A 26,733-nucleotide genomic window follows, 5' to 3' on the forward strand; every position below is an offset into this window, starting at 1 on the left:
ATGTAACTCTGTCACACATGGATGCACGAGGGGAAGCGTCGACCGCCGGCTGGGCTCGCTGGGGAACCGCGAAGGACGTGAAGCTGCCGGACTCCGCGTCGCGCCTGCTGGCGCAGGTGCTCGACCTGACGCCCCCGCCGTCGGTCGTGGCACTGGCGGCGGTTGCGGTGCCGGACTGCGAGTTGGACGGCGCGGTTCTCGACGCGCTGCGGCAGGTGGTCGGCGACGGGCACGTGATCACCACCCAGGAGGCCCGGGTACGCCACGCCTCGGGGATGTCGACGCCGGACCTGTTGCGGGAGCGACACGGCGACGTACGCCTGGCCCCGCAGGCGGTGATCCGCCCGGCCGACCACCGCCAGGTGGTCTCCGTCCTCGACATCTGTTCCCGGCTCGGGGTGGCCGTGGTCCCCTTCGGTGGCGGCACCTCGGTGGTGGGTGGGCTCACCCCCGCCGCGGCTCAGCACGTCGCCCTCGACCTGGGACGGCTGAACCAGCTTCTCGCCGTCGACCCGGTGTCCCGGACCGCCACCCTGCAGGCGGGGCTGCGCGCCCCGCAGGCGACCGAGCTGCTCGCCGAGCACGGATTCACCCTCGGCCACGTCCCCCAGTCCTACGAGTACGCCACCATCGGCGGATTCGCCGCCACCCGCTCGTCCGGCCAGGCGTCGGCCGGCTACGGCCGCTTCGACGACATGGTGATGGGGTTGACCGTCGCCACCCCTCGGGGCACGGTCCAAGTGGGCCGGGCTCCCGCCTCGGCCGCCGGTCCCGACCTGCGACAGCTCTTCCTGGGCAGCGAGGGGACGCTCGGCGTCATCACCGACGTCACCGTGCGGGTACGCCCGCTGCCCGCGCGGTCACACTACGAGGGCTGGCGGTTCGAGTCGTTCGCCGACGGCCTGCACGCGGTACGGCGGCTGGCGCAGGACGGGCCGCGACCCACGCTGCTGCGGCTCTCCGACGAGATCGAGACCATGATCGGGGCCGCCGGCTCCGGACGCTCCGAGGGAGGCTGCCTGCTGGTCGCCGGGTACGAGGGCGAGGAGGTCCTGCCCACCGTCGAGGCCGCCGCCGATGTGCTGGCCGCGCACGGCGGGGTGCCGCTGGGTGAGGAGGCCGGGCAACAGTGGGCACGGCACCGCTTCGACGCCCCCTACCTGCGGGACGCGCTGCTGGACGCCGGGGCGTTCGCGGAGACGCTGGAGACCGCGGCGTACTGGTCGGCGCTGCCGGAGGTGCACGGCCGGGTCCGCCAGGCGATCCTCGACGCGCTGCCCGACGGGGCGCTGGTGCTGGGCCACGTCTCCCACGTCTACGAGACCGGCGCCTCGCTGTACTTCACGGTGATCTGCTCGCCCGGACCGGACCCGATCGGCCGCTGGCGGACGGCGAAGGCGGCGGCCAGCGAGGCGATCGCCGCCACCGGCGCCACGATCAGCCACCACCACGGAGTCGGCGCGGACCACCGCACCTGGTACGCGGCCGAGATCGGAGACGTCGCCGTGGACCTGCTCCGGGCGGTCAAGCAGCAGCTGGACCCGGCCGGCATCCTCAACCCCGGCATCCTGGTGCCGTAGGTGCGCGCCTTCACCGTGATCCTCGGGCCGGCCGCGCGCCGAGGACTGTCCCGCGTGATGCCGGTGGCCCACCAGCTCCGCGCCGCCGGCGCGCGGATCCGGGTGGAGTACACGCAGACCGTCGAGCAGGCCCGCCAGCGCGCCGCCGCCGCGGTGCAGGACGACGAGGTGGTGGTCGCGGCCGGCGGTGACGGCACCATCCGGCTGCTCGCCGGGGTGGTCGCCGACCTGGGCGGCCTGCTCGGCGTCATCCCGGCCGGGCGCGGCAACGACTTCGCCCGCCAGCTGCGGTTGCCGCACTCCCCCGATGCCGTCGCCGACCTGCTGCTGCACGGCCGGCCCCGGCACCTCGACGTGCTCCGCGTCGCCGGGCAGACGGTCGTCGGCAGCGTCTACACGGGCGTCGACGCGGCCGCCAACGAACTGGCCAACCGGTCCCGCCTGCCCGCGTCGCTGGTGTATCCCACCACCGGACTGCGGGCGCTGCTGCGCTGGCCACGGACCCGGTACACCATCACCGTGGACGGCCGGACGGAGGAGCTGCACGCCTACACGGTGGTGGTGGCCAACTGCGGGTACTACGGCCGCGGGCTGCACATCGCCCCGATGGCGCAGCCCGACGACGGAGCGCTGGACGTCGTCGTGGTCCGACACGCTCCGAAGCTGCTGTTCCCGGTCGTTCTACGACAGATGCGCGCCGGCTGGCACCTCGGACGCCGGCAGGTCACGTCCTACCGCGGCAGCTCGGTCACGGTACGCGCCGACCGGCCGGTGGTCGCGTACGGGGACGGCGACCCGATCGGCCGGGGCGACCAGGTGCACGTCAAGCTCCGCCCGCGCGCGCTGCGGATCATCTGCGGCTAGTGCCGTGACCAAGAACGTTCATGGTGTTGGATGACACGCCCGGGCTGTCGGCCGGGTGGCGTTGTGGCGTTCAGGCTGTGCTGGTAGCAGATCCTGTACGCGTACGGCGGCTGACCGATCAGGAAGGTCAGCAGCTGCTGCGCATCACCCGCCGGGGCACCGGCTCACCGATCCGATCACGGCGGGCCATGATCGTGCTCGCCTCGGCCGGCGGCAACACCGTCCCATTGACTGTTGCCAGTGCCGACTAAGGTGCGTCCGGTCCCGTACCTTCAGCTGTCGTCGGGGTCGGCGAGCGCTGCGCGGACGAGGGCCATCGCAAAAGCGCGCAGGTCGGACCGGGACATCCGACGTTGGCCCGGCCCGGTCAGCTGGTCCAGCACCACACCGTCGATGCAGCTCACGAACCATGCGGCGGTTGATGCCGGCTGGGCGCAGTTCTGCGTCTGGAGCATGGCAGCAATGGCCACCCTCAGCCTGTCTCCTGCGTCGACCAGTTCCGCCGCCAGCTCCGGGCGCCGGCGCGAGTGCAGGAGCAGCTCGTAGCGGGCGAGGTGGCGGTGCGCGTCAACGGTGATCCAGTGCCACATCAGGTCGGCGCCCATGTCCGCGAGCTGTTCGGCGGTCATCACGCGATCGGCGATGCCGGTAGCCGCAATCTCGAGCAGGTCGATCTCGACTAGGCGCCGGACGCACGCTGTCACGAGGTCGTCGCGCTTGCGGAAGTAGTAGCTGGTCGATCCGACCGGCAGCCCGGCCTCGGCGTCGACTGCCCGGTGCGTCAGGCCGCGAAGCCCTTCTCGCGCGATCAACCGCAGTCCCGCGTCTGCGATCGCTGACAGTCGCTCAGTTGACATGGCCTCACTCTACAACAGTAGAGTCGGCTCGACATCTGTAGAGTCGTTACGCAGAGGGGCGAGTTGATGATCATTAAAGACAAGGTTGGCCGTCGCCAGAGGACGGCAGTGCGCGTCGGTGGGTGGGCCTTCGTGCTGACCGGGACCGGTCATGTCACCCTGGCGAGCCTCATGCCGTCCACGGGTGACATGCTCGCTGTCGCGCGCCAGATGGAGCAGGCGCGCTTCCCGATGACCCCGAGCCACAGCGTCGCCGACCTCATGCAGGGCTTCAGCGTCGCGATGTCCGTTCTGCTGGTGGCCTGGGGTGTGTCGATTCTGCTCATGACTCGTCACGGCCGGGCCGCAGAGCAGGCGCAAGTCGCCCTCATGCTCGCGCTGTCCCTCGCGCTGCTGGCCACGGCGCTGCTGCTGCTGCCTGCTCCTCCGATCGTCCTGATGACCGTCGCGTCCGTGGCTTTCGCGGTGGCGCTGGGCGCGTCACGCCGTGCGACGACGCCGACGAGCACACCAAGCTCTCGCGGCGCCAGTCCGACGACGGCAGGACGCTAGTGCCGTGACCAAACAACGTTCATGGTGTTGGATGACACGCCCGGGCTGTCGGCCGGGTGGCGTTGTGGCGTTCAGGCTGTGCTGGTAGCAGATCCTGTACGCGTACGGCGGCTGACCGATCAGGAAGGTCAGCAGCTGCTGCGCATCACCCGCCGGGGCACCGGCTCACCGATCCGATCACGGCGGGCCATGATCGTGCTCGCCTCGGCCGGCGGCAACACCGTCCCGGCCATTGCCCGCCTAGTACGGGCCGACGAGGACACGATCCGGCAGGTCATCCACCGGTTCAACGAGATGGGCATGACCTGCCTGGACCCTCGGTGGGCGGGTGGCCGTCCCCGCCAGATCAGCACGGATGACGAGCAGTTCATCGTCACGACGGCCACGGCCCGCCCCGAAGCGTTGGGGCGGCCGTTCACCCGGTAGAGTATCCGCAAGCTCGCCGACTACCTCACCATGCAGCCGGCCCGTCCGATCGTGATCGGGCGTGAACGGCTGCGGCAGATCCTGCAGCGGCACGGCATCACCTTCCAGCGGACCAAGACGTGGAAGGAGTCCACCGACCCGGACCGGGACGCCAAACTCGCCCGCATCGAGTATGTGAGCAGCCATTTTTCGCAGCGGGCGTTCGCATTCGACGAGTTTGGCCCGCTCGCCATCCGCCCGCACGGCAGGGCCGGATGGGCGCCTGCCGGGCATCCCGACCGGCTACCGGCGAACTATCACAAGCTGCACGGCGTGCGGCAGTTCCACGGCTGCTACAGCGTTGGCGACGACCAGCTCTGGGGCGTCGTGCACCGGCGCAAGAGCGCCGCGAACACCCTGGCGGCGCTCAAGTCCATCCGCCGGGCCCGGCCGGACGGGGCACCGATCTACGTCATCCTGGACAACCTGTCCGCGCACAAGGGCAAACCCATCCGCGCCTGGGCGGCCCGCAACAAAATCGAACTGTGCTTCACCCCGACGTATGCGTCCTGGGCCAACCCGATCGAAGCCCAGTTCGGGCCGCTACGGACCTTCGTGATCGCCGGCTCGAGCCACCCGAACCACCCGGTTCGGGCCCGGAAACTGCACGCCTACCTACGCTGGCGCAACGCCAACGCCCGCCACCCCGAAGTCCTGGCCGCCCAACGCCGCGAACGAGCCCGCGTCCGCAGCGAACGACAACGCCGCTGGGGCCAACCCGCCGCACGAGCAGCCTGACCCCAACACCTCAAACCTTCTTGGTCACGGCGCTAGGTACCGCGGATACGGCGACTTCCAGGCAGCCCTAGTCCGGCCGCAGGTAGCCGTCGACCAGCCGGGCCAGCTCCCGGTCGAACTCGGCGACCGGCACGTCATCGGCGACCGTGCGGAGGGACAGTACGAAGGACTGCGTGGTCAGGTAGACCATGCGGGCCAGCACCTCGGCATCGTCGGCGCGGACCGAGCCGTCCTGATGGCCATCGACCAGCGCCGCCACGAGAAACCGCAGCATCTCGTCCTGGCCGTTGCCGCGCCGGTCGAGCAGGTACGGCAGCAGCACCTCCGGATCGACGTCGCGAATCTTGCACAGCAACGGGTGACTCCGCAGCACCCGGGCCGCCGCCACCACCCGCGAGACCAGGCGCGACCGGGCCGAGCCCGCGCGCCCGTCGTCCGCGGCCTCCATCAGCACCTGATGCCACTCCCGGCTCATCAGGTCCCCGATCAGCGACTGCACGTCGGGCCAGCGCCGGTAGACCGTCATCCGCGAGACCCCGGCACGTCGCGCCACGTCCGTCAGCGTCGTGCGCCGCACCCCGTAGGCGAGGACACAGTCCCGGGCAGCGTCCAGGACCGCGTCGTCGACGCCGCGCTCGCCGGGCTGGCTCACCTCCACCACGCGGAATGTCTACCACGCCCCCTGTTCCGGCCGCCCCGGGCGTGGACGACATGCGGGTCATGGTGACCGCGGGAGTGCCGATCCGGGCGCGGCCGGTGACGCCACTCCCCCGGCGCGGGAGCGCGACCGGCCCGCCGGCCGTCGGCGCGGGCCCGGCGGGCAGGCGTGACAGGGAACGACCTACCCATCGCGACCGGGAGGGCGTCAGCCGATGCGGTACTGGTCGCCGTAGACGGCGAAAACCAGCGGCGTGTTCAGGTTGAAGTTGCCGTTGTTGAGAAAGACCCGCTGGGCGGTGTCGACGCGGGAGGTGTCCGAGTGAGCCGGCTCCTTCCTCATCTCGGTGACCCGCTCATCAAGAAAGGCGTTCAGCCAGGTCCGCTCGTCGCCGCCCTGCGCCGGCGGCTTCGCTCGGATGAGGGCACGGCTGCGGATCCCTCGCATGCCCTCATAGCCGTGCATCACCGCCGCGTCGTAGTAGGCGAACTGCCCGAGCGCCCGTACGCCGTCGGCCTTGCCGTCGCGTACCGACGGGTTGAAGTACACCCGGTCCCGCTCGGCCTCCTGCGCGACCCGGAACACCGGGTCCGCGGCGGCGGTCCGCCAGTCGCGGGGGAAGTACGGGTCGAGGCCGGCGTGCGAGTCGGTGCCGTTGACGGCGCGCAGGGCCGGCAGGTACCCGGCCAACACGTTGCCGGGCTTGGTCCTCGTGTAAGCCTCCACCAGTGCGAGCATGTCGCCCGTGCCGGAGCAGAAACCGATGATGCCGGCGGTGTAGCCCCGCCCGTCGCCGATGTCCTCGATGTAGGAGAACTGCGCGCGCCAGTCGAGGGAGGAGTTCTCCGCCGCCGAGACGAGCTGCATGGCGACGTCCTTCTTCGCCGGGTCGTCGAGGGGGGCGCCGGCCGGGGCGGACGGGCTGGGCGTGGCACCGCCGCCGGGCAGGACCCACCGCTGGTTGGCGTTGCCGGAGCAACTCCAGATCTGCAACCGGGTGCCGTTGGCCGTGCTCCAGTCCGTGGTGTCGAGGCACTTGCCCGAGCCGGTGTTGACCAGCGCGCCGTTGCTGGCGGCCCACTTCTGGGCGCCGGTGCCGTTGCAGTCGTACAGCTGCACTTTGGCGCCGTCGGCGGTCGACGCGGCCGTGACGTCCAGGCACTTGCCGAGCGCGCGGATCGAGCCGTCGGCATTGCCGACCGTCCATGCCTGGGCCGCGGTGCCGTTGCAGTCCCAGAGCTGGACCGGCGTGCCGTTGGCCGGGTTGGCGCCGGCCACGTCGACGCACTTCCCCCCGAGGCCGGTGATCGGCCCGGCCGACGCGGCGCTGGCCGACGACAGGCCGTAGCCAACCGTCGCGGTGGATACCAGCAGAGCCGCTGAAAGGTGGGCGACTGTCCGCTTGCGAAGCATGGGCTCTCCTCGGATGGGGGGTGCGGTGCTACCGCCCTCCGGTTGGTGGCCTGCGCCGCGTCGGACGGTCCCGGTTACCGCCGTGACGCATTAGATAACCTTATTAACAGATATCACTACGTCTATGCGCTGTCAATCTACCGACGGTGCTGGGGAACCTGCCCGCCCGCGGCTCGGCCCTTGCGAGCGCGCAGATCTCCCGGATCGCAGCTATGCCCCGTGGCCCGCGCCGGCTGTGGTGGCGTGCAGGTACAGCACGCCGATGGGCCGCTGGGGCGCGGATCGCACCCCAACGGCCCGTCGTTGTCAGCAGTCGTCAGCCGTTGTCGATCAGGCTGGCGATCTGGTTGTAGATCAGGTGCGCCTTCGCGCCCTGGTTCGACGGACAGCCGCCCAGGTGGTGCAGGGCGATCACCCGGTGGCTGGCGTTCAGCACCGGCGAGCCCGAGTTGCCGCCAGAGGTGTCACAGCTGTAGCTGATGTTCCAGGTGTTGTAGTTCGCGTTCCGCACGGTGCACGTCGTGCCACCCTGGGTGTTCTCGTAGATCGACAGTCGCTTCGGGCTGCCGTCACCGTGCCCCGGGATGTACATCCGCGCGCCGGTGCTGGTGGCGGTCGTCGCCAGGTACAGCGTGCCGAAGCTCTGGATGGTGGTGAAGTTGTTCACCGAGTACAGGGTGTAGTCCAGTTCGCCGGAGCCGCCCGAGCTCACCTTGTAGAGGGTGGCGCCGCTCACCTTGGTGCCGGGCCCAGGGTTCGCGCCGCCGCAGGTGGCGCACTGGTAGTTGAACTGCATCTCGCTGCCGCTGACGGCGGACTGCGTCGAGAAGCAGTGCTTGTTGGTCAGCATGCGGTTGGTGTTGCCGACCCGCCAGGTGGTGCACAGCCCACCGCCGCTGATCAGCAGCCGCGCCACCGCGTTGCCGCGGGCGTACTCGCTGGGGTGGCTGCTCTGGTAGCAGACCACATCGCGGCGAGCGTCGGTGCTGCAGACGGACTGCGTGGAGAAGTTGTGCTGCGCGATCTCCGTGCGGTCGTAGCCGCGCCAGAACCGGTCGATGGTGGCGGCGCTGCCACGGGAGCGGCCGCTGCTGTGCAGCGTCACCACCGCGGTGTCACCCTCCACCGACATCGCCCAGAAGCCCGGCTGCCCGTCGGTGGTGTAGTCCGAGCCGGTCGCCCGGTTCAGGTAGCGGTCGTATCGGTAGCTCTCCTCGCCGTCAGGGCTCGACACGGTGACGTGGTCGCCGTGGGCCAGTCGCAGTGCACTGAAGTGCACCTTGACGTACGCCGCGCCGGGGTGCCGAATGATCTGCGTCCGGCCGCCCCGGGCATAGGACAGGGAGCCGTCGACGGTGCGGAGTTCACCGACCGTGGTGACGCCCTCGGCCGAGAACTGATCCGATTCGGGTGCCCGCTCGGAATGCGGTGCGACAGGTCGCACCGAGTACGCCTCAGCGGCGGGTACTGACAGCAGGCTCAGCCCAAGTGTGCAGGCGCCGAGCGCGACCGCCGCCGTTCGCAGGCGGCGCAGGGCATGTTTCATCGTCGCTCCTCCCCCGGAACCAGCATCCGGACGTGCCTTTGCACCTTCATACACGAACTCAATTGACACATGCAAGTACGTCAATACTTCTGCCGGTCGGCGGCAGGTACGACGGCATGCCTCCACTGAGGTGTAGTTTCGGCTCCGTGCGAAAGGTCTGCGTGGTCGGGGCGGGCGCGGTCGGCGGGGTGATCGGCGCGCGCCTGGCCCTGGCCGGGCTCCCCGCGTCGGCCCTGGCCAGGAACGACACGCTGGCCTCGCTGCGTACGCACGGCTGGTTGTTGAGCCCGCGCGACGGCGGGCCGCAGGCCGCCCCGGTGGCCGCGGCCACCGACGACGCCGCGGCACTGGGCCCGCAGGACGTCGTGATCCTCGCGGTGAAGGCGCACCACCTGCCCGCGCTCGCGCCCGCGCTGGCGCCGCTGCTCACCCCGGAGACCGTGCTGGTCCCGGCGCTGAACGGGGTGCCGTGGTGGTTCTTCCACGACTTCGGCGGTCCACTGGCCGGCACCGGCCTGGACGCGGTCGATCCTGGCGGCGTCGTCTCGAAGGCGCTGCCACCTGAGCAGGTGATCGGCTGCGTGGTCTACCTCGCCGCCCGCACCCTCCGGCCCGGGCACGCCGTGCACACCGCGGGTGACGAGCTGGTCATCGGCGAGCCGTCGGGCGTGGCGTCCGCCCGGGCGGCGGCGGTGGCCGCCCTGCTGCGCGGCGGCGGGTTCACGGTGACGGTTTCGGAGTCGATCCAGCGGGACGTCTGGTTCAAGCTCTGGGGCAACATGACCATGAACCCGATCTCCGCGCTGACCGGCGCCACCGCGGACCGCATCCTCGACGACGCGCTGGTCAACACGTTTGTCCAGCGGGTCATGTCGGAGGCGGCCGAGATCGGTGTGCGGATCGGCTGCCCGATCTCGCAGAGCATCGCGGAGCGCACGGAGGCCACCAGACGGCTTGGCGCCTTCAAGACCTCCATGCTCCAGGACGCCGAGGCTGGTCGCACCATCGAACTGGACGCCCTGGTCACCGCGGTCGGTGAGATCGGCGCGCTGACCGGCGCGCCCACCCCGCACCTGGACGCGTTACTGGGTCTCGCCCGCCTCGCGGCCCGCGAGCGCGGCCTCTACTGACCAAGGCCCGCGGCGAGGCGCTCGCGTTCGCCCTTCAGCAGGTGCCGGATCCCGCATCGGTGGCTCATCAGCGATGGCCGAAATATTCATGACGGCAGCGGCGCGGGCACCGCTCGGTGGTGCTGGACTCGTCGGCGGCCGAGGAGGCCGCCGACCGGCGGGCGCGCTCCTCGTCCCGTGAGCCTGCTTTGCCCCTTATGTGCCGATCCTCGTGTTTCACGGGATTACTGCTACTAGCATCGCTTTAGTCGGTTTCGCGCTGACCGATGATCCCCCTGCCGGACAGAACCGGGACGACTGAGCGCCATCGCATCGACAATCATCGATCTTGATACGGGGACCGCAAGTGCACGTGCAGACTTCGGGGAATCGGCGAGCCGGCGGGCGTCGCCGGGCGGACGCATCCGGTACGGAACACTCCGGTCGGCGCTACCGTCTCGGCGAGGACGTCCGGCGATCGGGAAGACCGCCGGAGACCTGGGCCGGGCAGCGGGCACGGACCGCGGCATGAGCGCTCCGGCTCGGCCAGCACCCGAGACACTCGAAACCGAGATCCGGGATCTCTCGGGCGGCCGCGTCCTCCGCGCCGGGCCCGGTGGACCGACCTTCACGCCCTTCCGGTACCTGCGCGCCACCCGGGCAGCCACCTTCGTATCGGCCCTGCGTTGGCACGACCGGGTGGCCGTCGCCGGGCTGACCGCCGGCTGGGCGACCTCCTTCGTGGCCTTCTGGTTGTGGTGGTGGCAACCCGCGCACCGCGTCGGCTGGGCGGGACTGGCCCTGAACAGTCTGCTGCTGCTGTACCTGACCGCGCTGCCCGCCTACTACCTCCTCGCCGTCTCGCGATTGCGGCAGGTCAATCCCGCGCTCGGGGTGCCTCGGCTGCGGGTGGCCTTCGTGGTGACCCGCGCACCGTCAGAACCCTGGTCGCTCGCCCACCGCACCCTCACGGCGATGCTGGCCCAGCAGTTTCCCTACCCCTACGACGTCTGGCTCTGCGACGAGGACCCGTCCGAGCAGGCCTTGCGATGGTGCGCCGCGAACGGGGTCGGGGTGTCCAGTCGACGTGGCGTCGCCGCCTACCACCGGGCCACCTGGCCTCGCCGTACCCGCTGCAAGGAAGGCAACCTCGCCTACTTCTACGACCACTGGGGTTACCGGGACTACGACGTGGTCGCCCAGCTCGACTGCGACCACGTGCCCCAACCGACCTATCTCGCCGCGATCACGCGACCGTTCGCCGATCCCGCCATCGGCTACGTCGCCGCACCGAGCGTCTGTGACGCCAACAGCGCGAACTCGTGGGCGGCGCGGGGACGACTGCACCGCGAGGCGACCTATCACGGCCCGGTGCAGCTGGGCCACAACCGCGGCCTGGCTCCCCTGTGCATCGGCTCGCACTACGCCGTACGGACGCAGGCGCTGCGCGACATCGGCGGTCTCGGCCCCGAACTGGCCGAGGACTTCTCCACGACGTTCCTGCTCACCTCCGCCGGCTGGCAGGGTGCCTTCGCCATCGACGCCGAGGCGCACGGCGACGGCCCGCTCACCGTCGCCGACATGCTGACCCAGGAATTCCAGTGGTCACGCAGCCTCACCATGCTGCGCTACGACCTCGCACCGGATCACCTGCGGCGGATGGGCGCCGCGTTGCGGCTGCGCTTCGCGTTCCAGCTGTCCTACTACCCGCTGCTGGCGATCGCGACCGTCGTCGGCCTCGCCCTGCCCCCGTTCGCCGCGGTCACCGGGCTGCCGTGGGTCAACGTCAACTATCTGGAATTCCTGGCCCGCCTGGCCGCCGTATCACTGTGGCTGCCCCTACTGACCTTGCTGCTCCGCCGGCGCGGGCTGTTGCGCCCCCGATCCGTGCCCGTCCTGAGCTGGGAAGGTGTCCTGTTCGCCCTGACCCGCTGGCCGTACGTCGTGTGGGGCGTCCTGGCCGCGACGCGGCTGAACGCCCGGCCCAGGCAGGTCTCCTTCAAGGTCACCCCCAAGGCGCGCACCGGCCTGGAACCACTCCCCACCCGACTCGTCCTGCCCTATGCGGCGATCACCGTGGTGCTGTCCGCGGCGGCCCTGCTCGGCGAGCGGTCGGCACACACCCCGGGGTACGTCTTCCTCTGCATCCTCGGCGCCCTCTGCTACGCGGCGGCAGGCCTCGCCGTACCCGCTCTGCATGTGGTGGAGGCAGCCCGGGCCGCCGGGCTGCGCGTGTGGTCAGCCGTCCCGACCGCCGCCGGACCCCTGCTGGTCGGCGTGGTGGCGCTCCTCCCGCTCGCGGCGGCCATCGCCGGCTACTCCTACGCCGCAGTGCTGCTCCATATCCGATGACGCCCCGCTGCGCGGACGCACAGGAAGGAAATTCTCATGTCTGGTTTGAAGACTGTCCTGGTGACCGGCGGCGCCGGCTTCATCGGGAGCCACACCTGCGTGGAGTTGCTCGAGCACGGCTACGAGGTGTGCATTGTCGACAACTACTCCAACAGCTCACCGGCGGCGCCGAGCCGGGTCGAGAAGGTGGCGGGCCGCCCTCTGCTGAGCGTCTACGAGGCCGACGTACGTGATCGTCGGGCGCTCTCGGCGATCTTTGCGGCGAACCCCATCGATGCGGTCATCCACTTCGCCGGGAGGAAGGCGGTCGGCGAATCGGTGTGGATTCCCGTCGACTACTACGACACGAACGTCGGTGGCACGACGAGCCTGCTGCGAAGCATGCGGGAAAACGGCGTGCACCGCCTGGTCTTCTCCTCATCGTGTTCCATCTATGGGGAGGCGACCCGGATCCCGATCGACGAGCAGGCCCCGCCACGGCCGACGAACCCGTACGCCAGATCGAAATGGATGTGCGAACAGATCATCGCCGACGCCTGCCGGCAGCACCCGGAGCTGGCGGCCTATGCGCTGCGATACTTCAACCCGGTCGGCGCACATCCCAGCGGGCTGCTCGGCGAGGACCCCCGCGGCATCCCGCAGAACGTGATGCCCTATCTGATGCAGGTCGCAATCGGCAGGCTCGAACGGCTGAGCATCTTCGGCCGCGACTACGCCACCGCGGACGGTACGGCGGTGCGCGACTACATCCATGTCATGGACGTCGCCCAGGCGCACCGCATCGCACTGGAGCGCCTCGACGAGGTGACGGGACTGGAGACCCTCAATCTCGGCACCGGCGTGGGGACGTCGGTCCTGGAGCTCGTCCGGGCGGTCAGCGCGACCTGTGGAAAGTCCCTGCCGTACGACATCGTCGAACGGCGGCAAGGTGACGTGGCCAGACTGGTTGCCGACCCTGGCGCGGCGGCCCGGAAGTGGGGCTGGCGCACGACCCGGAACCTCGCCGCGATGTGCCGGGACGCGTGGCGCTTCCAGCTGCTGAATCCCGCCGGATTCGACGACGACCTGACGAGGCCGGCCGCCATCCCGACGGCGCGATCGCTCGATGCGGACGCGATGCCGAGATCACCTGCACCCGACCATCGTTGACGCTCGACGGCGACGATCACCGGCTCACGACCGCGCCTCAGGCAAAATGGTAGGACCGGCTGCCTTGGCGGCCCGCTCGATCTGCGCGCGTCTGGCCTCCCAGAAGGCCGCGTCGGGCTGCCGGTTGGCGTATCGGGCTGCTGTCCCGGTCAAACCGTCGAGTTGTTCGCGCAGGATGTCGGCGTGTCCGGCGTGCCGGTTCGTCTCGGTGAGCACGTGGACCAGGATGGCGAACAGTGTGACCTGTGGACGCGGCCACCAGGGCACGTAGCCGGGCGAGTCGATGTCCAGGGCGATGATCGTCGCGTCTGAGTGCTCCCACACGCGACGGTAGCGGTCGATGACCTCCTCGCGCGTCTCGTGCTCGGTCGCCCACATGTCGCTGCCGCGCGCCTCGGCGTCGTCCCAGCGACCCAGCGGTTCGGGGAACGGCCGCCCGAAGACCTCGCCGAAGTACCTGGCCTCCCAGACCGACAGGTGCTTGACCAGGCCGAGAAGATTCGTGCCGGTCGCGGTCAGGGGGCGGCGGACGTCGTACTCGCCGAGCCCGTCGAGCTTCCAGAGGATCGCCTCGCGAACCTCACGCAGGTCGCTGTGCAGATGCGTCTTCGCGAAGTCGTCGATCATGGGGCAGGAGCCTGCCAGGTGCTCCCGGCGGCCTCAACCCGCGACCATCACAAGGGGCCAGGCCTGACCGACGTCGTGTCCCGACCGCCACCATGGGCCGACCGCAGACGCCGTCGACAACGGTGTCCACGCAGTGGCGAGACGTCGCTCAGGTGGCGGGCTGGATGGCCCCGACGGTGCCGGCCCCGACGAGCGGCCGGCCCAGGAAGTCCACCGGTCCCGGATCGACATCGAAGAGCGACCGGAGGTCGAGGGCGCTGCCGGCCAGCGGCGAATCGCGGCGCGGCGTGAGCGCTTTCGCCCGTTGGTCCGGCGAGCCGGCGCGACTGGCCCTCACGAAACGCGGGTCTGCATCCGATCCGCCGGCCCTCGCCCCGAGGCGTTCCTGCCCGGTCGCCGCGCGCCAATCCTCCAGATTGGCGTAGGACGCGCCGGCCCACGAGACGGCCCAGCTTCCCGATTCGGCGAAGAAGTTGTTGCCCTGCAACAGGACGCTGGCCGGCGAGAAGTCATCGGCGAGCACGAGGTTGGTACCACCCGAGACGATCAGGTTGTTGCGCAGGACGATGTTGGACAAGCCACCGAAGAACTTCTGCAAACGGATGGCCGCGGGGGCCCAGGACCTCGCCTCCATCACCACCGTGTTGTGGTAGACCTCGGCGTTGTTGACCGACCCGGCCAGGTGGATACCCGCGTACTCCGGCAGCTTGCGGGCGTCGTTGATGCTGAGGTTGAAACGGACGACGTTGTCGGTGTGCGCGGTATTCGACTGTCCGCTGTAGAGCAGGTACCCGGCGCCGTCGTTGTCGTAGGACAGGTTGTACTGCAGGACCGACGAGGAGACGTTCTGGTCCATGTCGAAGCCACCGCCGTCCTTCTGGCCGGCCGTGTGGTTGCGGAATGAGACGTTGCGCTCCATGACCACAGCGGTCGAATCATAGGTCCAAATGCCGACCGGCCCTTCGGGCGCCGCAGCCAACGACCCGTTGTCGTGCGCAGTGGACCGCTCGATGCGCCCGCCCCGCACACTTCCGAGCGCGATTCCGCTGCCCGTGTTATTGAAGTGATTGGTCGGGTCTCCCGGGTTGTGGTGCGCCTCGACCTCGGACACGACAACATCTTCGTGCGCGTAGCGCGGCGCCGCGGCATCGAAGCGAGGCCCGAAGCTGACCAGTCCGTTCTCCGTGTTTCCGTGCAGGTTGGCAGCACGGATCCGTACGCCACGAAAGCCGGTGGATCTCGGGCCGGCGGCAATCTGGATTCCGTTCTTGAATCCGCTCACCTCGACCCCGGTGATATGCACGTGGTCGAGTGTCCGGCCGTCGGTCACGTCGGAGTAGAGCTCGATCCCGCCGGTGGTCCGGTTGTCCGCCCCGCCGCCGACGATCACCAAGTCGCGGATCTCGATGCCGGCCGTGTTGTGCACCCTGATCCCCGCGCCGCCGATGGCGTCGATCGTGGCACGGCCGGCGCCGTAGGTGCCGACGACGACCGGATGTGCCGCGTCACCCGCCTCTCCGGGCCCGAAGGTCAGGCTCCCACGAAAGTGCGCACCCCCTTCGAACAGGAGTTTGTCTCCCGGCTTGAAGGCGAAGGCGGCGGCCTTGTCCAGCGATCGCCACGCGGTGGCGGGCGAGGAGCCGTCGCGGGCGTCGTCCCCGGTCGGGCTGACATGGAACGTGTGGATCACGGGCGGAGCGGCTCCCCGGTGCGACCTGAGCTCGAGAACATGCGCGACCAGGGGGAGGAACACCGCCAGCGCCAGCGCCAGCACCGCGACGATTCGCCGACGTGCCCGCCGGGTGGCTGGCGGGCCTGACAGGGCCGCCTGCAGACCAACCTCACCCTGTTGCCTATCTGTGCCGGCTAGCACGAACTCCTACCGCCCTTCCCCCTACATACCTTCACAAACATCCTATATCGGAATTTTCGCCCGCCCTGGTACTTGTACTCGTCATCCGCCCGGACGCCGCCGGATTCACGTGCGGGTTCCTGACCCACATCCACTCCTTGTGCGAGCACGGCTCACGCGCGTACCCCGGGAGATGCCGACCTTGCCGGCCGGTCCCGCGTCCCGGGGTTAGAGCCCGTCGGGTGGGGTAGATCCGCCTTCCACTCGGCCGGCCGGACCATCCTCAGCCCGCCACTGCGGTGGGGCTGCCGAGATGTCTCGGAGGGTCGATGGCAGAAGGACCAGCGCGAGTGAGCGGGCCGGCGACGCCGAACAACGTGGTGGAGTTGCGGGTCCACGGGATCGCCGCCGCAGGTGCCGCCCAGGTGTTGGACCGACCGAACGTGCAGCAGGTCGCGGGGGATCGCAGCGCGGGCTTCTACCGGCCACGACCCGGCTACTCGGAGGTCAGCGGCCCGAGTGGGGCGACCCTGGAGGCGTACCGGTGGAGTGACCTGCCCTCCGGCACCGCGGTTCGGACCCTCTCGCTGCTGTTCCTGCTGCCGTTCCTGCTGCTCAACGTGGCGATCTGGATGCGCCCGGGACATTCGGCTTCCGACGCGGTGGTCAGATCTCTGTGCCGGGTGCTGGGCCTCACCCTGACCGCCCTCTACGTGCTTGCCGCCGTCGGCGTCGCGCTGGACCTCGTCGCCTGGCAGTGCATGTCCTCCTCGGCCTGCCTGTCTGGTCGTAGCTGGCTGTCCTGGCTGGGTGAACGGCCCACCGGGTTGCGGCTGGCGGTACTCGCGCTGGTGCCGGCCGCCGCCATCGGCCTGATCTGGTGGGCCAGCACGCGCCCGGGACGGTCGTTTCAGGCATTCCGCGCGCCGGACAGCACGGTGTCCGGACATCCGCTCAGCACCGTCGGCCAGTGGGACGCCGAGCCACTGGTGGGACGGCTGCGCTCGGTCCACATCGCTGCGGCGTTCGCAACGCTGGACGGCAGCCTGCTCGCCGCCCGGGCCGCACAGGGCGCCTCGGCCATCACCGTCGTGTTGGCAGTGGCAACGGGAGGTGTCCTGGCCACCTGTGTAGCCCTGCTCTGCACGCCCCCGCTGATCGACCGGGCCCCCACGAACCGGCGGCTCGACGGTGCCGCCCGCCTGCTGCGGACGATCGCCGTCGGTCTCACCGTCGCGGTCTGCGCCCATGTCCTGACCAGCCCCACACGCTGGCAGGAGGGGGGTGGCCTGCCCGGCTACGGCTCGACCCTCACCTGGCTGTTCGTCGCTCATGCCGGGCTGCTGGCCGCCCTGGCCGCCGCGCTGCTGTGGCGGCCGGACCGACGGCCGGGTCACCCACCGCTACTCGGACTGGGCGCGCTGGCGACCGCGGCGGCGGCCGCCGGTCTCGCGGTGGCGTTCTCCGCCGAACTCGTCCGCCGGGTGGCCGACTACCTGGACCGCACCGCATCGACCCCACCAGACCTGGTCCCCCGCCCACCAGCTGCGTACGCCTGGGCGATCTACGGCTTCTTCCGGGCGGCGCTGATCACGCTGGTCGTCGCCAGCGTGGTGACCCTGATCTCCCGACGCGACCGCTCCCGCGCGGCGGCCGCGATCGTCGCACGCGACTTCCCGGACCCGCCGCCGGAGGCCGCACCCCGGCTGCGGCAGGTGCAGCAGGCGATCGTCCGGGCCCGGTTCACCGAACAGCTGATACCGCTGGCCGTGGTCTACGCCTGCCTCGCCGGACTCAGCGCGGCAACCACCGCACTGGACCTGCTCGGGCTGTATCCAGGCGACGCGATCGAGCGGTATGCAGGAGTGCCGGCCGGCCTGGTCAACTTCGGCATCGGGATGGGCAGCTACCTGATCGCGGCGACCATGCTCAGTCTGGTCATCGGCGGAATCTTCGCCTACCGGACCGCCGGGTTCCGGCGCCACGTCGGCGTTCTCTGGGACCTGGCCACCTTCTGGCCTCGCGCCGCCCACCCCTTCGCGCCGCCCTGCTACGCCGAACGGGCCGTGCCCGAGCTGGTACGACGCATCACCTACCTGGTCGAAAGCGGCAACGCCGTCCTGTTCGCCGGGTACAGCCACGGCTCCGTGCTGGTCACCGCTGCCGTTCTCCAACTGCCGCCGCACGTCAGCGACCGGGTCGCCCTACTCACCTATGGCTCACCACTGCGGCGGATCTACGCCCGGCTCTTCCCCGCCTACGTCGACGACGACATGCTGAACGAAGTGGGTGGCCGAGTCAGCTGGCGATGGCTCAACCTGTGGCGCGACACCGACCCGATCGGCGGATGGATCTTCTCCGCCCACCGGCCGGACGAGTCGCCCACCGTCACCGGCCCGGCGGCGACGGTGGACCGCCGCCTCCGAGACCCGAGCGACGTAGTCGTCCCACCCAGCGACAGCGTCCCCCCACCGATCAAGGGACACGGGCCCCGCGAGTCCGACGAGCCGTACATCGAGGCGGCGCGCGATCTGGTCGAGCGCCTCCGCAAGCCGATGGACCCAGGGCCCCATCCGGCCGACCCACCGGCCGGACGATGAATTCGACGCCCTGGCTGCCGGATCAGAGCCGCCCGGCCGACGCATCCGGCGTCAGGCGCGGATGATCGGCGCTATGGCCGTAGGCCCGCTTCGCCGAGCTTGCTGCGACGGATCCGGCAGCCTGCCGAAGGCGCACCGGACCCGCCTGTTGGCTTCCGCCTGCGAGAGGCCGGACGCGACGAGCAGGTCGCTGGCCGTGGTGCGTATCTGGGCGAGGACGACGGTCCCGGAGAAACCAATGTCATCCCCGTACGCTGCGCCGGCGTGTTGAACGGCTTGCAGGGCTTTCGCCCGCGCATCGTGCGGCTCACGTCGAGCCGCAAACTCGTCCCGAAGTATCCGCACCGTCCCGGCAAGAGCGAGAACCGCGTCGATCATCGCTGCCGGGACTGGCTCCTTGTCCTCAATGGCAGTGACAGCTCGACGGATCATCGTCCCGCTGTTGCCCATCGCCCGCTCCAACGGCTCGGCGGTTCGGGCGTAGTGACTGAGCACGCCGTGCCGGTGCCGCCATGACAACGGAGACAGCCGGGTGACCTCCCGCGCGCCCGCCACCGCCTCCCGCAGTACCCGAAGTTCCTCCTGGTTACCGCGCAGTCGGTCCCGGGCACGGATCGCCCGCTCGATGTCACGCTCGCACAACGCCGCTGCCGTTTCCGTCAGCTGTTCGACCAGCGTGCGCAGCGCCGGTCCCGCGGCACGCCTGACGACTCTCAACGGGTTGACCGGCAAGAGGATCGCCGTGGCCAGTGCGACACCACCGCCGAGCAGCGCGTCAACGAACCGGGAAAGCTCCACGTTCGGGGCCTGCGGGCTCAACGTGGTGATCAGTACCGCGGTGCTCGCCGTCTGGATCACCACCGCCGCCCGACTGCTGAGTGCGAAGGCTGCGAGAATCGACATGACGACAACCAGGCCAAGCTGCCAGGGCCCGGTGCCTATGAAAGACAGCAGCGCATCGCCAACAAGCACCCCCAGCGCCACACCCACGACCAGCTCGACGATCCGCCGTACCCGTTGCCCCACGGACACGGCCAGAGTCCCGACCGCAGCGAGCGGAGCGAACACGGGACTGGCATTGCCGGTCAGTTCGTGCGACAGCAGCCAGGCGGTTACCGCGGCGATGCCCGCCTGTAGGGCCACGATGCCGCCGCCGTACACCCGGACCGCCCGCTCTCGCACCTTGAGTCGTTGGACGAGCCGGTCCTCGGCGGCGCCCCGTCCACCCGCCCGCACGAGCCGTTCCCAGCGCGAGCCGGGACTCCGCTTCAGGTCTCGGCGCCGTGGCACCTGTTGACGCATGCAGCGCTTTACCCGTGAATGCGCGCCACACACGGCCAATGACGATCTACGAGCGGAATACCGCGACCGTACGAACAACGGCTGATCGACCATCGAGGGAGAGCCGCCAGATGACGACCGAGACTACGGGTCGTCGGTTTTCGCAGTCGCGCTGAGGCGGTCCCGGATCAGCGCGATCACGGTGTCGGCGGTGCGGTCGAGGTAACTGCGGCCATCGGGTAGCCGGGCCTCCGGGCTGATGTAGCTGAGCGGACCGACGTGGGTGGCCGGGTCGAGCAGATGCACGGTGATCTTCCCTTCCCGGTCAGCCCGGTTCCAACCGCTCCACCGGAACAGCCGCCACCGCTGCGGGAACATCCAGGTGCTGACTCGCTCGATCCGGTCGCCGGCACTGGTGAGCCGGTCGAGGTGCTGGGCGTGACTGATGTCGTTGGCCCCGTTGTGGAACCCGCCCAGAGTGATCAGCCAGAGCGGGGAGCGCAGCTGGGACCACAATTCGTCCACCGCGCCGGTGGCGACCTGGGCGCCGCCGCTGTAACTGAGCATCACCACGGGGATCCCGCTGTCACGCCGGTAACCGGCGAGCCGGAGCTGAGCGGCGATCTGCGAGCCGACGGCACGGTTGTACAGGGGACGGTACCGGCGGTCGGCGGCGACGAAGATCTGCATCACGTTGTGCAGGAACAGCACCAGCCCGATGTGGCGACGCAGCCATACCCACACCGGCCGGTCGGCCAGCGGAAGGGCCAGCGGGGAGTAGGGCTGCACCTGGCCCAGCACCCTGAGCTCCGGCGCCCCGTCGATCAGGGACTTGACCAGTCGGCCGCCGTCGCGGGTGTCGTGGAAGCGGCGTTTCCCGATACCGTCCAGATAGACCAGGTATGCGTCCGGGGGGCGGTCCGGCTCCGCGCCCCGGGCGGGGGGCATGCCCTTGGGGCGTGCGACGGTGGGATCCCGCCAGCCTGCGGCATACACCAGCACCTCGTAGCGGGCGAGCAGAGCTTCGGCGATAAGGACCGGTCCGATCGCGCCCAGCAGCAGCAGGAGCGCAAACTCGATCATGTGAGCGGCTCCGGTGCTCTTGGCCTGTTGAGCCGCACGACCAGGCGGCGGACGCCCTCGACCGCGACGCCAAGCCCGAATCCCGCGAGGGCTACGCAACCGGCGGCGTCCCACCAGCCGAGCCCGGCCGCTGTGGCGAGCGCAGTGGCGAGGCCGCTCCCCACTCCCACCATGAGGACCACGTGCAGCAGCGGCCCGAGCAGCGGGAACGCGAGGACTGCGGCAAGCAGCAGCGGGGCGGCCAGGGCTGGTGTCCAGACCAGCGCGGCCTCCTCGGACGGTGCGGTGGGCAGCAGCAGCTCGGCAACGGTCCACGCGGACAGTGGCCAGAGCGCGAATACCGCGCCGTCGACCACGGCGCCGGCCAGCATCAACCCGATGACCCTGGTACGTGACACGCCAGACAGGCGTGCCACCACGGGCACGAGACGCCCGGCGGCCTCGGACAGCCCGGCGAACAGCAGCAGGATGGCGACGAGGGGGGACATCGGTCAGCCCTGCGGTGGCAGATCGGCAGAGACCGGCTGAGTGACCCGGCCGGTCTGCTGCACATAGCGCTGGAGTTCGTCGGCGGCGCGCGAATAGCCGCCTGCCTCGCGCTGGGCGACCCGCAGGGTGCTCGCGGCGGCCCGGAATCGGGGCTCGTCGAGCAGGCGCTGGGCGAGGGCGCGCACAACCTCCACGTTGACGTCCTCGGTGCGGATCGCGAGGCCGGCATCGAGCTCGACGACGCGGGAAGCCACCAACGACTGGTCAGCGCCCTGCGGGACCACCAGCATCGGGACGCCGGCGTACAGAGCCTCGTTGACGCTGTTCACCCCGCCGTGAGTGATGAACAGCGCTGCGCGGGACAGCACCTCCAGCTGCGGTACGGAGCGGTGGGCGATCACGTTGGCCGGCAGCGGACCGAGCGCGGCGGGATCGGTGGGTCCGGTGGCGACGATCACGGTGCCATCCAGCGGGGCGAGCGCGTCGGCAAAGCTGCGCAGTAGCCGGGGGTCGGCGCCGAACACCGTGCCCAGCGAGGCGTAGAGCACCGGGTCCCGCAGCCGGTCGACCGGGAACGACGAGTCGGCTGGGCGGGCGCCGATGCTCGGTCCGACGAACCGGTAGGACTGGTCGAAGCTGACGGCCTCGGGGTGGAACGCCCGCGAGGTGTAGACCAGGTTGAGCGGCTGACGGATGTTCGCCAGGTCGACCGGGGGTACCGCACGCGTGTCGTACCGGCGGCGCAGCTCCCAGCGCGACCTCAGGTACCCCCCGGCGGGGCGGGGCAGGGCCGCCGCCGCGGCGAGCAACTCCCAGGAGCCGCGGGTGGGGCTGGGCACGTGCCGGTTGAACGCGAACGTGGTGAACGACGACGCTGCCGGCACGTCGAGTTCCCGGGCGGCCACCGGCCCCCACAGGCAGGCGGAGTCGTGCACGATCAGATCGGGCGGGGTGCCGCGCAGATCGGCGAGGACGGCGGGCAGCACGCGTACGGCGGTGCGCGCGAGCTGTTCCATCAGCGTGACCGGCGTTGGCGGGCCGGAAAGCGGTATGTCATCCCCGGAATAGAGGAGCACTCGCGCGCCGGTGGCGGCGATCTTTTCTGAGTAGGCGGGCGTCGTGTGGTAGGTGACGGAGTGGCCACGACGAACAAGCTCGGCCACGATCGGCAGCGTCGGATTGATGTGCCCGTGCATGGCGATGTTGAGGAATGCGATTGCGCTCATCGGCCGACCCCGGACAAGGAAGGAGTCACTGCCCGGCACCATGTAACGATCATGATCCGCCCTTCTCGGTAACAGCGTAGACGCCGCCGGACGGGACAGGGCCGCGGACAAGGTACTCGCCTCGTTTTGCGGGCAGGTTCGAGCGGATCGAGCCGCACCACACCGCGATCGATCTTGAGGTCACGACGTTTCGGCAGCTCACTCAACGGGCCGGACATGCGGCCCGGACACGATGCGACGCCGCTGCGTCGGGCGGTGCGGGACGCCGACGCTGGCCTGACCGGCCGCGCCTGCCCTCACCTTTTGCGGCAAGGGGCAGTCGGTAGCGGGTAATGGGCGAAAGGGCCAATGCCATGAGCTAGATAACCGCGCGAAGGATACGGTCGGGTTGGTGACGTAGCCGCTCCATGGCCCGCGCCGTCGCGTCATCAGCCGGCAGGAGAACGACCAGCTCCTGTGCGTCGTTTTTCGGCAACTCGAGCTTCTCTCGCTGCCACCGAAGCTCGTGCGCAATGGGGTGGTTGACCCGAAGCGGCACGTGCGGTGGGGGCAGGTGGCGGTTGAGTCGTCGGGTGAACTCCTTTCCGGCCAGGGGGGCGAGCTCGGCCCTGAACCATTCGGAGGTCTCCGCGGACGGCCCGAGCCACAGTTCGAATGCTCGTTCGTCGGCCACCTGGTCCCAGTCCGGGAAGAAGGTCCGGGCGTGCGGATTGGTGAACACGTAGCGCGTCAGGTTCGGCGTCCCGCTCTCGAGCAGCCCGATCCCACGCATCAGCAGCTCGAACTCACGCGTGTATGCGAGCACGTCTCCCAGGCGGTTGGTGACGAATGCGATGCCGGGCTCAAGGAGTCGGAGGGTCTCCAACACGGTGGGCCGGACCTGGCGGTTGGGCGGCGCCGGCCGCCCGCGCCCTGGGCACCCTCCGCCGGTGATCTTGGCGAGGTGGCGCAGGTGATTGCGTTCGGCGGCATCGAGGCTCAAGGCGTCGGCAAGAGCATTGACCACCGCAGGGGACGGGTTACGGTCTCGTCCCTGCTCGATGCGGGTGAGGTATTCGACGCTGATCCTGGCACGCGCGGCGAGGTCTGAGCGTCGTAGCCCAGGAGACCGACGGCGGCCACGATCAGGCAGTCCGAACGATTCCGGCTGGATGGTGTCGCGCTTGGCGCGGATGAAGTCGCCCAGCGGCGTGCTCATGTTCGGGAGCCTAGCGCGGTCTCCCCAGCGCATCGAAGCCCGCAGGGTGGCCCCACGAGGGCCAGCCTGCGCCCGGTCTGGTTGCCAACGCCCGGACGATGGACCGTGGAGCCCATGAGCGAGAAGCACAAGTTGGTCATCATCATCGGGAGCGTTCGAGAGGGCCGGTTCGGGCCGGTCGTCGCCTCCTGGGTCGCCGACCAAGCGCGCGAGCACGGCGGGTTCGACATCGACGTCGTCGATCTCGCCGACGCCGAGATCCCGCTGTCGTTGCCGGCAGCCCCACCGAAGTTCGCCGGCGACTCGTACCCGCGCCCCGACGGAATGGCGTCCTTGACGTCCCACCTCACGGACGCGGACGCATTCATCATGGTCACGCCGGAGTACAACCACAGCTACCCCGCGTCCCTGAAGGCCGCCATCGACTGGCATTTCACCCACTGGACGGCCAAGCCCGTCGCTTTCGTCAGCTACGGGGGCGCGGCTGGCGGGCGCCACGCTGTCCTCCACCTGGAGAACGTGCTCACCGAACTGCACGCCGTGACAATCCGCGATGGCCTGGCGTTCCCGAACTACCGCACAACGTGGGAAGACGGCCGGCCGCTGGACCCCCAGGCGCCCGGATACGCCAAAACCCTGCTGGACCAGCTCACCTGGTGGGCCGCCGCCCTGCGTGCGGCACGCAACTCGGTCCCGTACCCGGCCTGAAGGGATCACCCGGCCAGCTGCGGCCCGGATCACCGAATCCAGTGCCAGGCGAGCCCCGGTCGATCGCTGGTGGATCGACCGGGGCTCGTCGGCTGGAGCCGGGTCAGGCGAGGTCGAACCGGTCGAGTTCCATGACCTTTGTCCAGGCTGCGACGAAGTCGCCCACGAACTTGTCGCGCGCGTCCTGGCTGGCGTAGACCTCCGCGAGGGCCCGTAGCTGGGAGTTGGAGCCGAAGATGAGGTCCACCGCGGTGGCGGTCCACTTCACCTCATCGGTGGCCAGGTCCCGGATCTCGTACACGTGCTCCTCGGACTCCGACGCCTTCCACCGGGTGCCCGGGGAGAGCAGGTTGACGAAGAAGTCGTTGGTGAGCACGCCGGGCCGGTCGGTGAGGACACCGTGCCGCGCACCGCCGACGTTGTTGCCGAGGGCGCGCAGACCGCCGAGCAGGACCGTCATCTCCGGCGCGGTCAGGTTCAGCATGTACGCACGGTCGACGAGCAGCACCTCCGGCTGGGTCTTCTCGCCGGGACGCAGGTAGTTGCGGAACCCGTCGGCGCGCGGCTCCATGACCCGGAACGACTCGACGTCGGTCTGCTCCTGCGTGGCATCGGTGCGACCCGGCCGGAACGGCACGGTCACCTCGACACCGGCGTCGCGCGCCGCCTTCTCGACCGCGGCCGAGCCGGCCAGCACGATCAGGTCCGCGAGCGAGATCTGCGCGTTGCCGGCGGAGTTGAACTCCCGCTGGATGCCCTCCAGGGTCGCCAGGACCGTCGCGAGCTGCTCCGGCTGGTTGACCTCCCAGCTCCGCTGCGGCTCGAGCCGGATCCGCGCCCCGTTGGCGCCACCGCGCTTGTCGGTGGAGCGGTAGCTCGCGGCCGACGCCCACGCGGTGGAAACCAGCTGGGCGGTCGTGAGCCCGGATTCCAGGACCTTCGCCTTGAGGGCGGCGACGTCGGCGTCACTCACGAGCTCGTGGTCGACGGCCGGCACCGGGTCCTGCCACAGCTGGGGCTCCGGGACCCACGGCCCGAGGAAGCGGCTGACCGGACCCATGTCGCGGTGCAGCAGCTTGTACCAGGCCTTGGCGAAGGCCAGTGCGAACTCGTCGGGGTTCTCCAGGAAGCGGCGCGAGATCTTCTCGTACGTCGGGTCGACGCGCAGTGCCAGGTCGGTCGTGAGCATCGTCGGCTTGTGCTTCTTCGACGGGTCGTGGGCGTCTGGGATGATCGCCTCGGCATCCTTGGCGACCCACTGCTTCGCACCGCCGGGGCTCGTGGTGAGTTCCCACTCGTTGCCGAAGAGGATCTCGAAGAAACGGTTGCTCCACTGCGTCGGCCGGTCGGTCCACGTCACCTCGAGACCGCTGGTGATCGTGTCCCCGCCCTTGCCGCTGCCGTAGGTGCTCAGCCAGCCCAGGCCCTGCGCCTCCAGCGGGGCGGCCTCGGGCTCGGGGCCCACGTGGTCGTCGGCGACGCCGGCGCCGTGGGTCTTGCCGAAGGTGTGGCCGCCGGCGATGAGGGCGACGGTCTCCTCGTCATTCATCGCCATCCGGGCGAAGGTCTCGCGGATGAAGTGCGCCGCCGCGGCCGGGTCCGCGTTGCCGTTGGGACCCTCAGGATTGACGTAGATGAGACCCATCTCGGTCGCGCCGACGCCTTCGGCCATCTCCTTCTCGGAGACGTAGCGCTCGTCACCCAGCCAGGTGTCCTCCGGACCCCAGAAGATCTCCTCGGGCTCCCAGACGTCCTCACGGCCGAAGCCGAAGCCGAAGGTCTTGAAGCCCATCGACTCCAGGGCGACGTTGCCGGCGAGCACGAGCAGGTCGGCCCACGAGATCTTCTGGCCGTACTTCTGCTTGACCGGCCACAGCAGCCGGCGGGCCTTGTCGAGGTTGGCGTTGTCCGGCCAGCTGTTGAGCGGGGCGAACCGCTGACCACCGTCGCCGGCGCCGCCGCGACCGTCGTGGATGCGGTAGGTGCCTGCGGCGTGCCAGCTCATCCGGATCATCAGGCCGCCGTAGTGGCCGAAGTCGGCCGGCCACCAGTCCTGCGAGGTGGTGAGGACCTTGGTGATGTCCTGCTTGAGAGCCTCGACGTCGAGCTTGGCGAACTCCTCGGCGTAGCTGAAGCTCTCCCCCAGCGGGTTGCCCTTGGACGAATGGGCATGCAGCACCGAGAGGTCGAGCTGGTTGGGCCACCAGTCCCGGTTGGTGCGCGGACGACCACCGGTCTTCGGGGTCGGCGAGTCGATCGCCGGGTTCTCGCTCTCGCTGCCGTGCGCGGTCACGGAGTCGTGCGCGACCGGACAGCCGGCCGCCTCCTTCTTGTCCACGCCCTGCGCGCTGGAGGGGGTGTAGTCCTGGGTGTCGCTCATCTACTT

The 26,733-nt window shown here is 69.9% G+C and carries 21 protein-coding genes and 1 pseudogene; 10 read left to right on the forward strand and 12 right to left on the reverse strand.

Annotation, left to right across the window (positions count from 1 at the left end; translation table 11 throughout):
- Positions 1–17: 17 nt before the first annotated feature.
- From ACTMTB_RS16135 to ACTMTB_RS16145, 3 genes are read left to right on the forward strand one after another with little or no spacing between them, the layout of a single operon-like run.
- Complete coding sequence (locus ACTMTB_RS16135; protein ID WP_441146398.1) at positions 18–1,580, forward strand: FAD-binding oxidoreductase; 1,563 nt, start codon at positions 18–20, stop codon at positions 1,578–1,580.
- Positions 1,581–2,444, forward strand: a complete 864-nt coding sequence (locus ACTMTB_RS16140; protein ID WP_441146400.1) for a diacylglycerol/lipid kinase family protein — start codon at positions 1,581–1,583, stop codon at positions 2,442–2,444.
- A gap of 20 nt (positions 2,445–2,464) precedes the next feature.
- A complete protein-coding gene (locus ACTMTB_RS16145; RefSeq protein ID WP_441146402.1) occupies positions 2,465–2,695 on the forward strand; it encodes a hypothetical protein in 231 nt (76 codons plus the stop codon).
- Positions 2,696–2,716: 21 nt separating this feature from the next.
- On the opposite strand, the gene ACTMTB_RS16150 is transcribed toward ACTMTB_RS16145, so the two are convergent.
- Positions 2,717–3,301 (reverse strand): TetR/AcrR family transcriptional regulator, encoded by a 585-nt coding sequence (locus tag ACTMTB_RS16150; protein ID WP_441146404.1) that lies wholly within the window; start codon positions 3,299–3,301, stop codon positions 2,717–2,719.
- Positions 3,302–3,367: 66 nt separating this feature from the next.
- On the opposite strand from ACTMTB_RS16150, the gene ACTMTB_RS16155 reads away from it, so the two are divergent.
- Both ACTMTB_RS16155 and ACTMTB_RS16160 read left to right on the forward strand, forming a co-directional pair.
- Entirely contained in the window at positions 3,368–3,853 is a 486-nt protein-coding gene (locus ACTMTB_RS16155) for an LIC_13387 family protein (protein ID WP_441146406.1), read from the forward strand.
- A gap of 78 nt (positions 3,854–3,931) precedes the next feature.
- A pseudogene (locus tag ACTMTB_RS16160) lies at positions 3,932–5,056 on the forward strand (IS630 family transposase).
- Positions 5,057–5,123: 67 nt separating this feature from the next.
- On the opposite strand, the gene ACTMTB_RS16165 reads toward ACTMTB_RS16160, so the two are convergent.
- The 3 genes from ACTMTB_RS16165 to ACTMTB_RS16175 all read right to left on the reverse strand — a co-directional run bounded on the left by ACTMTB_RS16165 (position 5,124) and on the right by ACTMTB_RS16175 (position 8,673).
- Entirely contained in the window at positions 5,124–5,717 is a 594-nt protein-coding gene (locus ACTMTB_RS16165; protein WP_441146408.1) for a TetR/AcrR family transcriptional regulator, read from the reverse strand.
- A 204-nt stretch (positions 5,718–5,921) separates the two neighbouring features.
- Positions 5,922–7,127, reverse strand: a complete 1,206-nt coding sequence (locus ACTMTB_RS16170) for a chitosanase (protein ID WP_441146410.1) — start codon at positions 7,125–7,127, stop codon at positions 5,922–5,924.
- A 316-nt stretch (positions 7,128–7,443) separates the two neighbouring features.
- Entirely contained in the window at positions 7,444–8,673 is a 1,230-nt protein-coding gene (locus ACTMTB_RS16175) for a trypsin-like serine peptidase (RefSeq protein ID WP_441146412.1), read from the reverse strand.
- Between the two features lie 146 nt (positions 8,674–8,819).
- Here ACTMTB_RS16175 and ACTMTB_RS16180 point away from each other — a divergent pair, with 146 nt between their 5' ends.
- The 3 genes from ACTMTB_RS16180 (at position 8,820) to galE (ending at position 13,283) form a co-directional block, all read left to right on the forward strand.
- Complete coding sequence (locus tag ACTMTB_RS16180; protein WP_441146413.1) at positions 8,820–9,803, forward strand: 2-dehydropantoate 2-reductase; 984 nt, start codon at positions 8,820–8,822, stop codon at positions 9,801–9,803.
- Between the two features lie 507 nt (positions 9,804–10,310).
- Complete coding sequence (locus tag ACTMTB_RS16185) at positions 10,311–12,134, forward strand: glycosyltransferase family 2 protein (RefSeq protein ID WP_441146415.1); 1,824 nt, start codon at positions 10,311–10,313, stop codon at positions 12,132–12,134.
- A 36-nt stretch (positions 12,135–12,170) separates the two neighbouring features.
- Positions 12,171–13,283: a UDP-glucose 4-epimerase GalE gene (gene galE / locus ACTMTB_RS16190; RefSeq protein WP_441146417.1), complete on the forward strand. Its 1,113-nt coding sequence runs from the start codon at positions 12,171–12,173 to the stop codon at positions 13,281–13,283.
- A 24-nt stretch (positions 13,284–13,307) separates the two neighbouring features.
- Here galE and ACTMTB_RS16195 read toward each other — a convergent pair whose 3' ends face one another.
- Together ACTMTB_RS16195 and ACTMTB_RS16200 are read right to left on the reverse strand one after the other, a co-directional pair.
- Complete coding sequence (locus ACTMTB_RS16195; RefSeq protein WP_441146419.1) at positions 13,308–13,910, reverse strand: DinB family protein; 603 nt, start codon at positions 13,908–13,910, stop codon at positions 13,308–13,310.
- 148 nt (positions 13,911–14,058) lie between these two features.
- Positions 14,059–15,684, reverse strand: coding sequence for a right-handed parallel beta-helix repeat-containing protein (locus tag ACTMTB_RS16200; protein WP_441146421.1), 1,626 nt, complete (start codon positions 15,682–15,684; stop codon positions 14,059–14,061).
- Positions 15,685–16,112: 428 nt separating this feature from the next.
- Here ACTMTB_RS16200 and ACTMTB_RS16205 point away from each other — a divergent pair, with 428 nt between their 5' ends.
- On the forward strand, positions 16,113–18,362 hold the full coding sequence (locus ACTMTB_RS16205) for a hypothetical protein (protein WP_441146423.1): 2,250 nt from the start codon (positions 16,113–16,115) through the stop codon (positions 18,360–18,362).
- 51 nt (positions 18,363–18,413) lie between these two features.
- Here ACTMTB_RS16205 and ACTMTB_RS16210 read toward each other — a convergent pair whose 3' ends face one another.
- The 5 genes from ACTMTB_RS16210 to ACTMTB_RS16230 all read right to left on the reverse strand — a co-directional run bounded on the left by ACTMTB_RS16210 (position 18,414) and on the right by ACTMTB_RS16230 (position 23,639).
- A complete protein-coding gene (locus ACTMTB_RS16210; protein ID WP_441146425.1) occupies positions 18,414–19,664 on the reverse strand; it encodes an FUSC family protein in 1,251 nt (416 codons plus the stop codon).
- Positions 19,665–19,787: 123 nt separating this feature from the next.
- Positions 19,788–20,726 carry a hypothetical protein gene (locus tag ACTMTB_RS16215; protein ID WP_441146427.1) on the reverse strand — a complete coding sequence of 313 codons (939 nt, stop codon included), beginning with the start codon at positions 20,724–20,726 and terminating at the stop codon, positions 19,788–19,790.
- Positions 20,723–21,214, reverse strand: coding sequence for a hypothetical protein (locus ACTMTB_RS16220; RefSeq protein ID WP_441146429.1), 492 nt, complete (start codon positions 21,212–21,214; stop codon positions 20,723–20,725). Before ACTMTB_RS16220 ends, ACTMTB_RS16215 begins: the two co-directional genes overlap by 4 nt.
- 3 nt (positions 21,215–21,217) lie before the next feature.
- Positions 21,218–22,441 carry a macrolide family glycosyltransferase gene (locus ACTMTB_RS16225; protein WP_441146431.1) on the reverse strand — a complete coding sequence of 408 codons (1,224 nt, stop codon included), beginning with the start codon at positions 22,439–22,441 and terminating at the stop codon, positions 21,218–21,220.
- A 358-nt stretch (positions 22,442–22,799) separates the two neighbouring features.
- Positions 22,800–23,639: a helix-turn-helix transcriptional regulator gene (locus ACTMTB_RS16230; RefSeq protein ID WP_441146433.1), complete on the reverse strand. Its 840-nt coding sequence runs from the start codon at positions 23,637–23,639 to the stop codon at positions 22,800–22,802.
- 114 nt (positions 23,640–23,753) lie between these two features.
- Here ACTMTB_RS16230 and ACTMTB_RS16235 point away from each other — a divergent pair, with 114 nt between their 5' ends.
- Positions 23,754–24,347, forward strand: coding sequence for an NADPH-dependent FMN reductase (locus tag ACTMTB_RS16235; RefSeq protein ID WP_441146435.1), 594 nt, complete (start codon positions 23,754–23,756; stop codon positions 24,345–24,347).
- A gap of 103 nt (positions 24,348–24,450) precedes the next feature.
- On the opposite strand, the gene katG is transcribed toward ACTMTB_RS16235, so the two are convergent.
- Positions 24,451–26,727, reverse strand: coding sequence for a catalase/peroxidase HPI (gene katG / locus ACTMTB_RS16240; RefSeq protein WP_441146437.1), 2,277 nt, complete (start codon positions 26,725–26,727; stop codon positions 24,451–24,453).
- Between the last annotated feature and the right edge of the window lie 6 nt (positions 26,728–26,733).

Origin of the sequence: Micromonospora sp. L32 (assembly GCF_052068055.1) — a bacterium.
Lineage (GTDB): Bacteria > Actinomycetota > Actinomycetes > Mycobacteriales > Micromonosporaceae > Micromonospora > Micromonospora purpureochromogenes.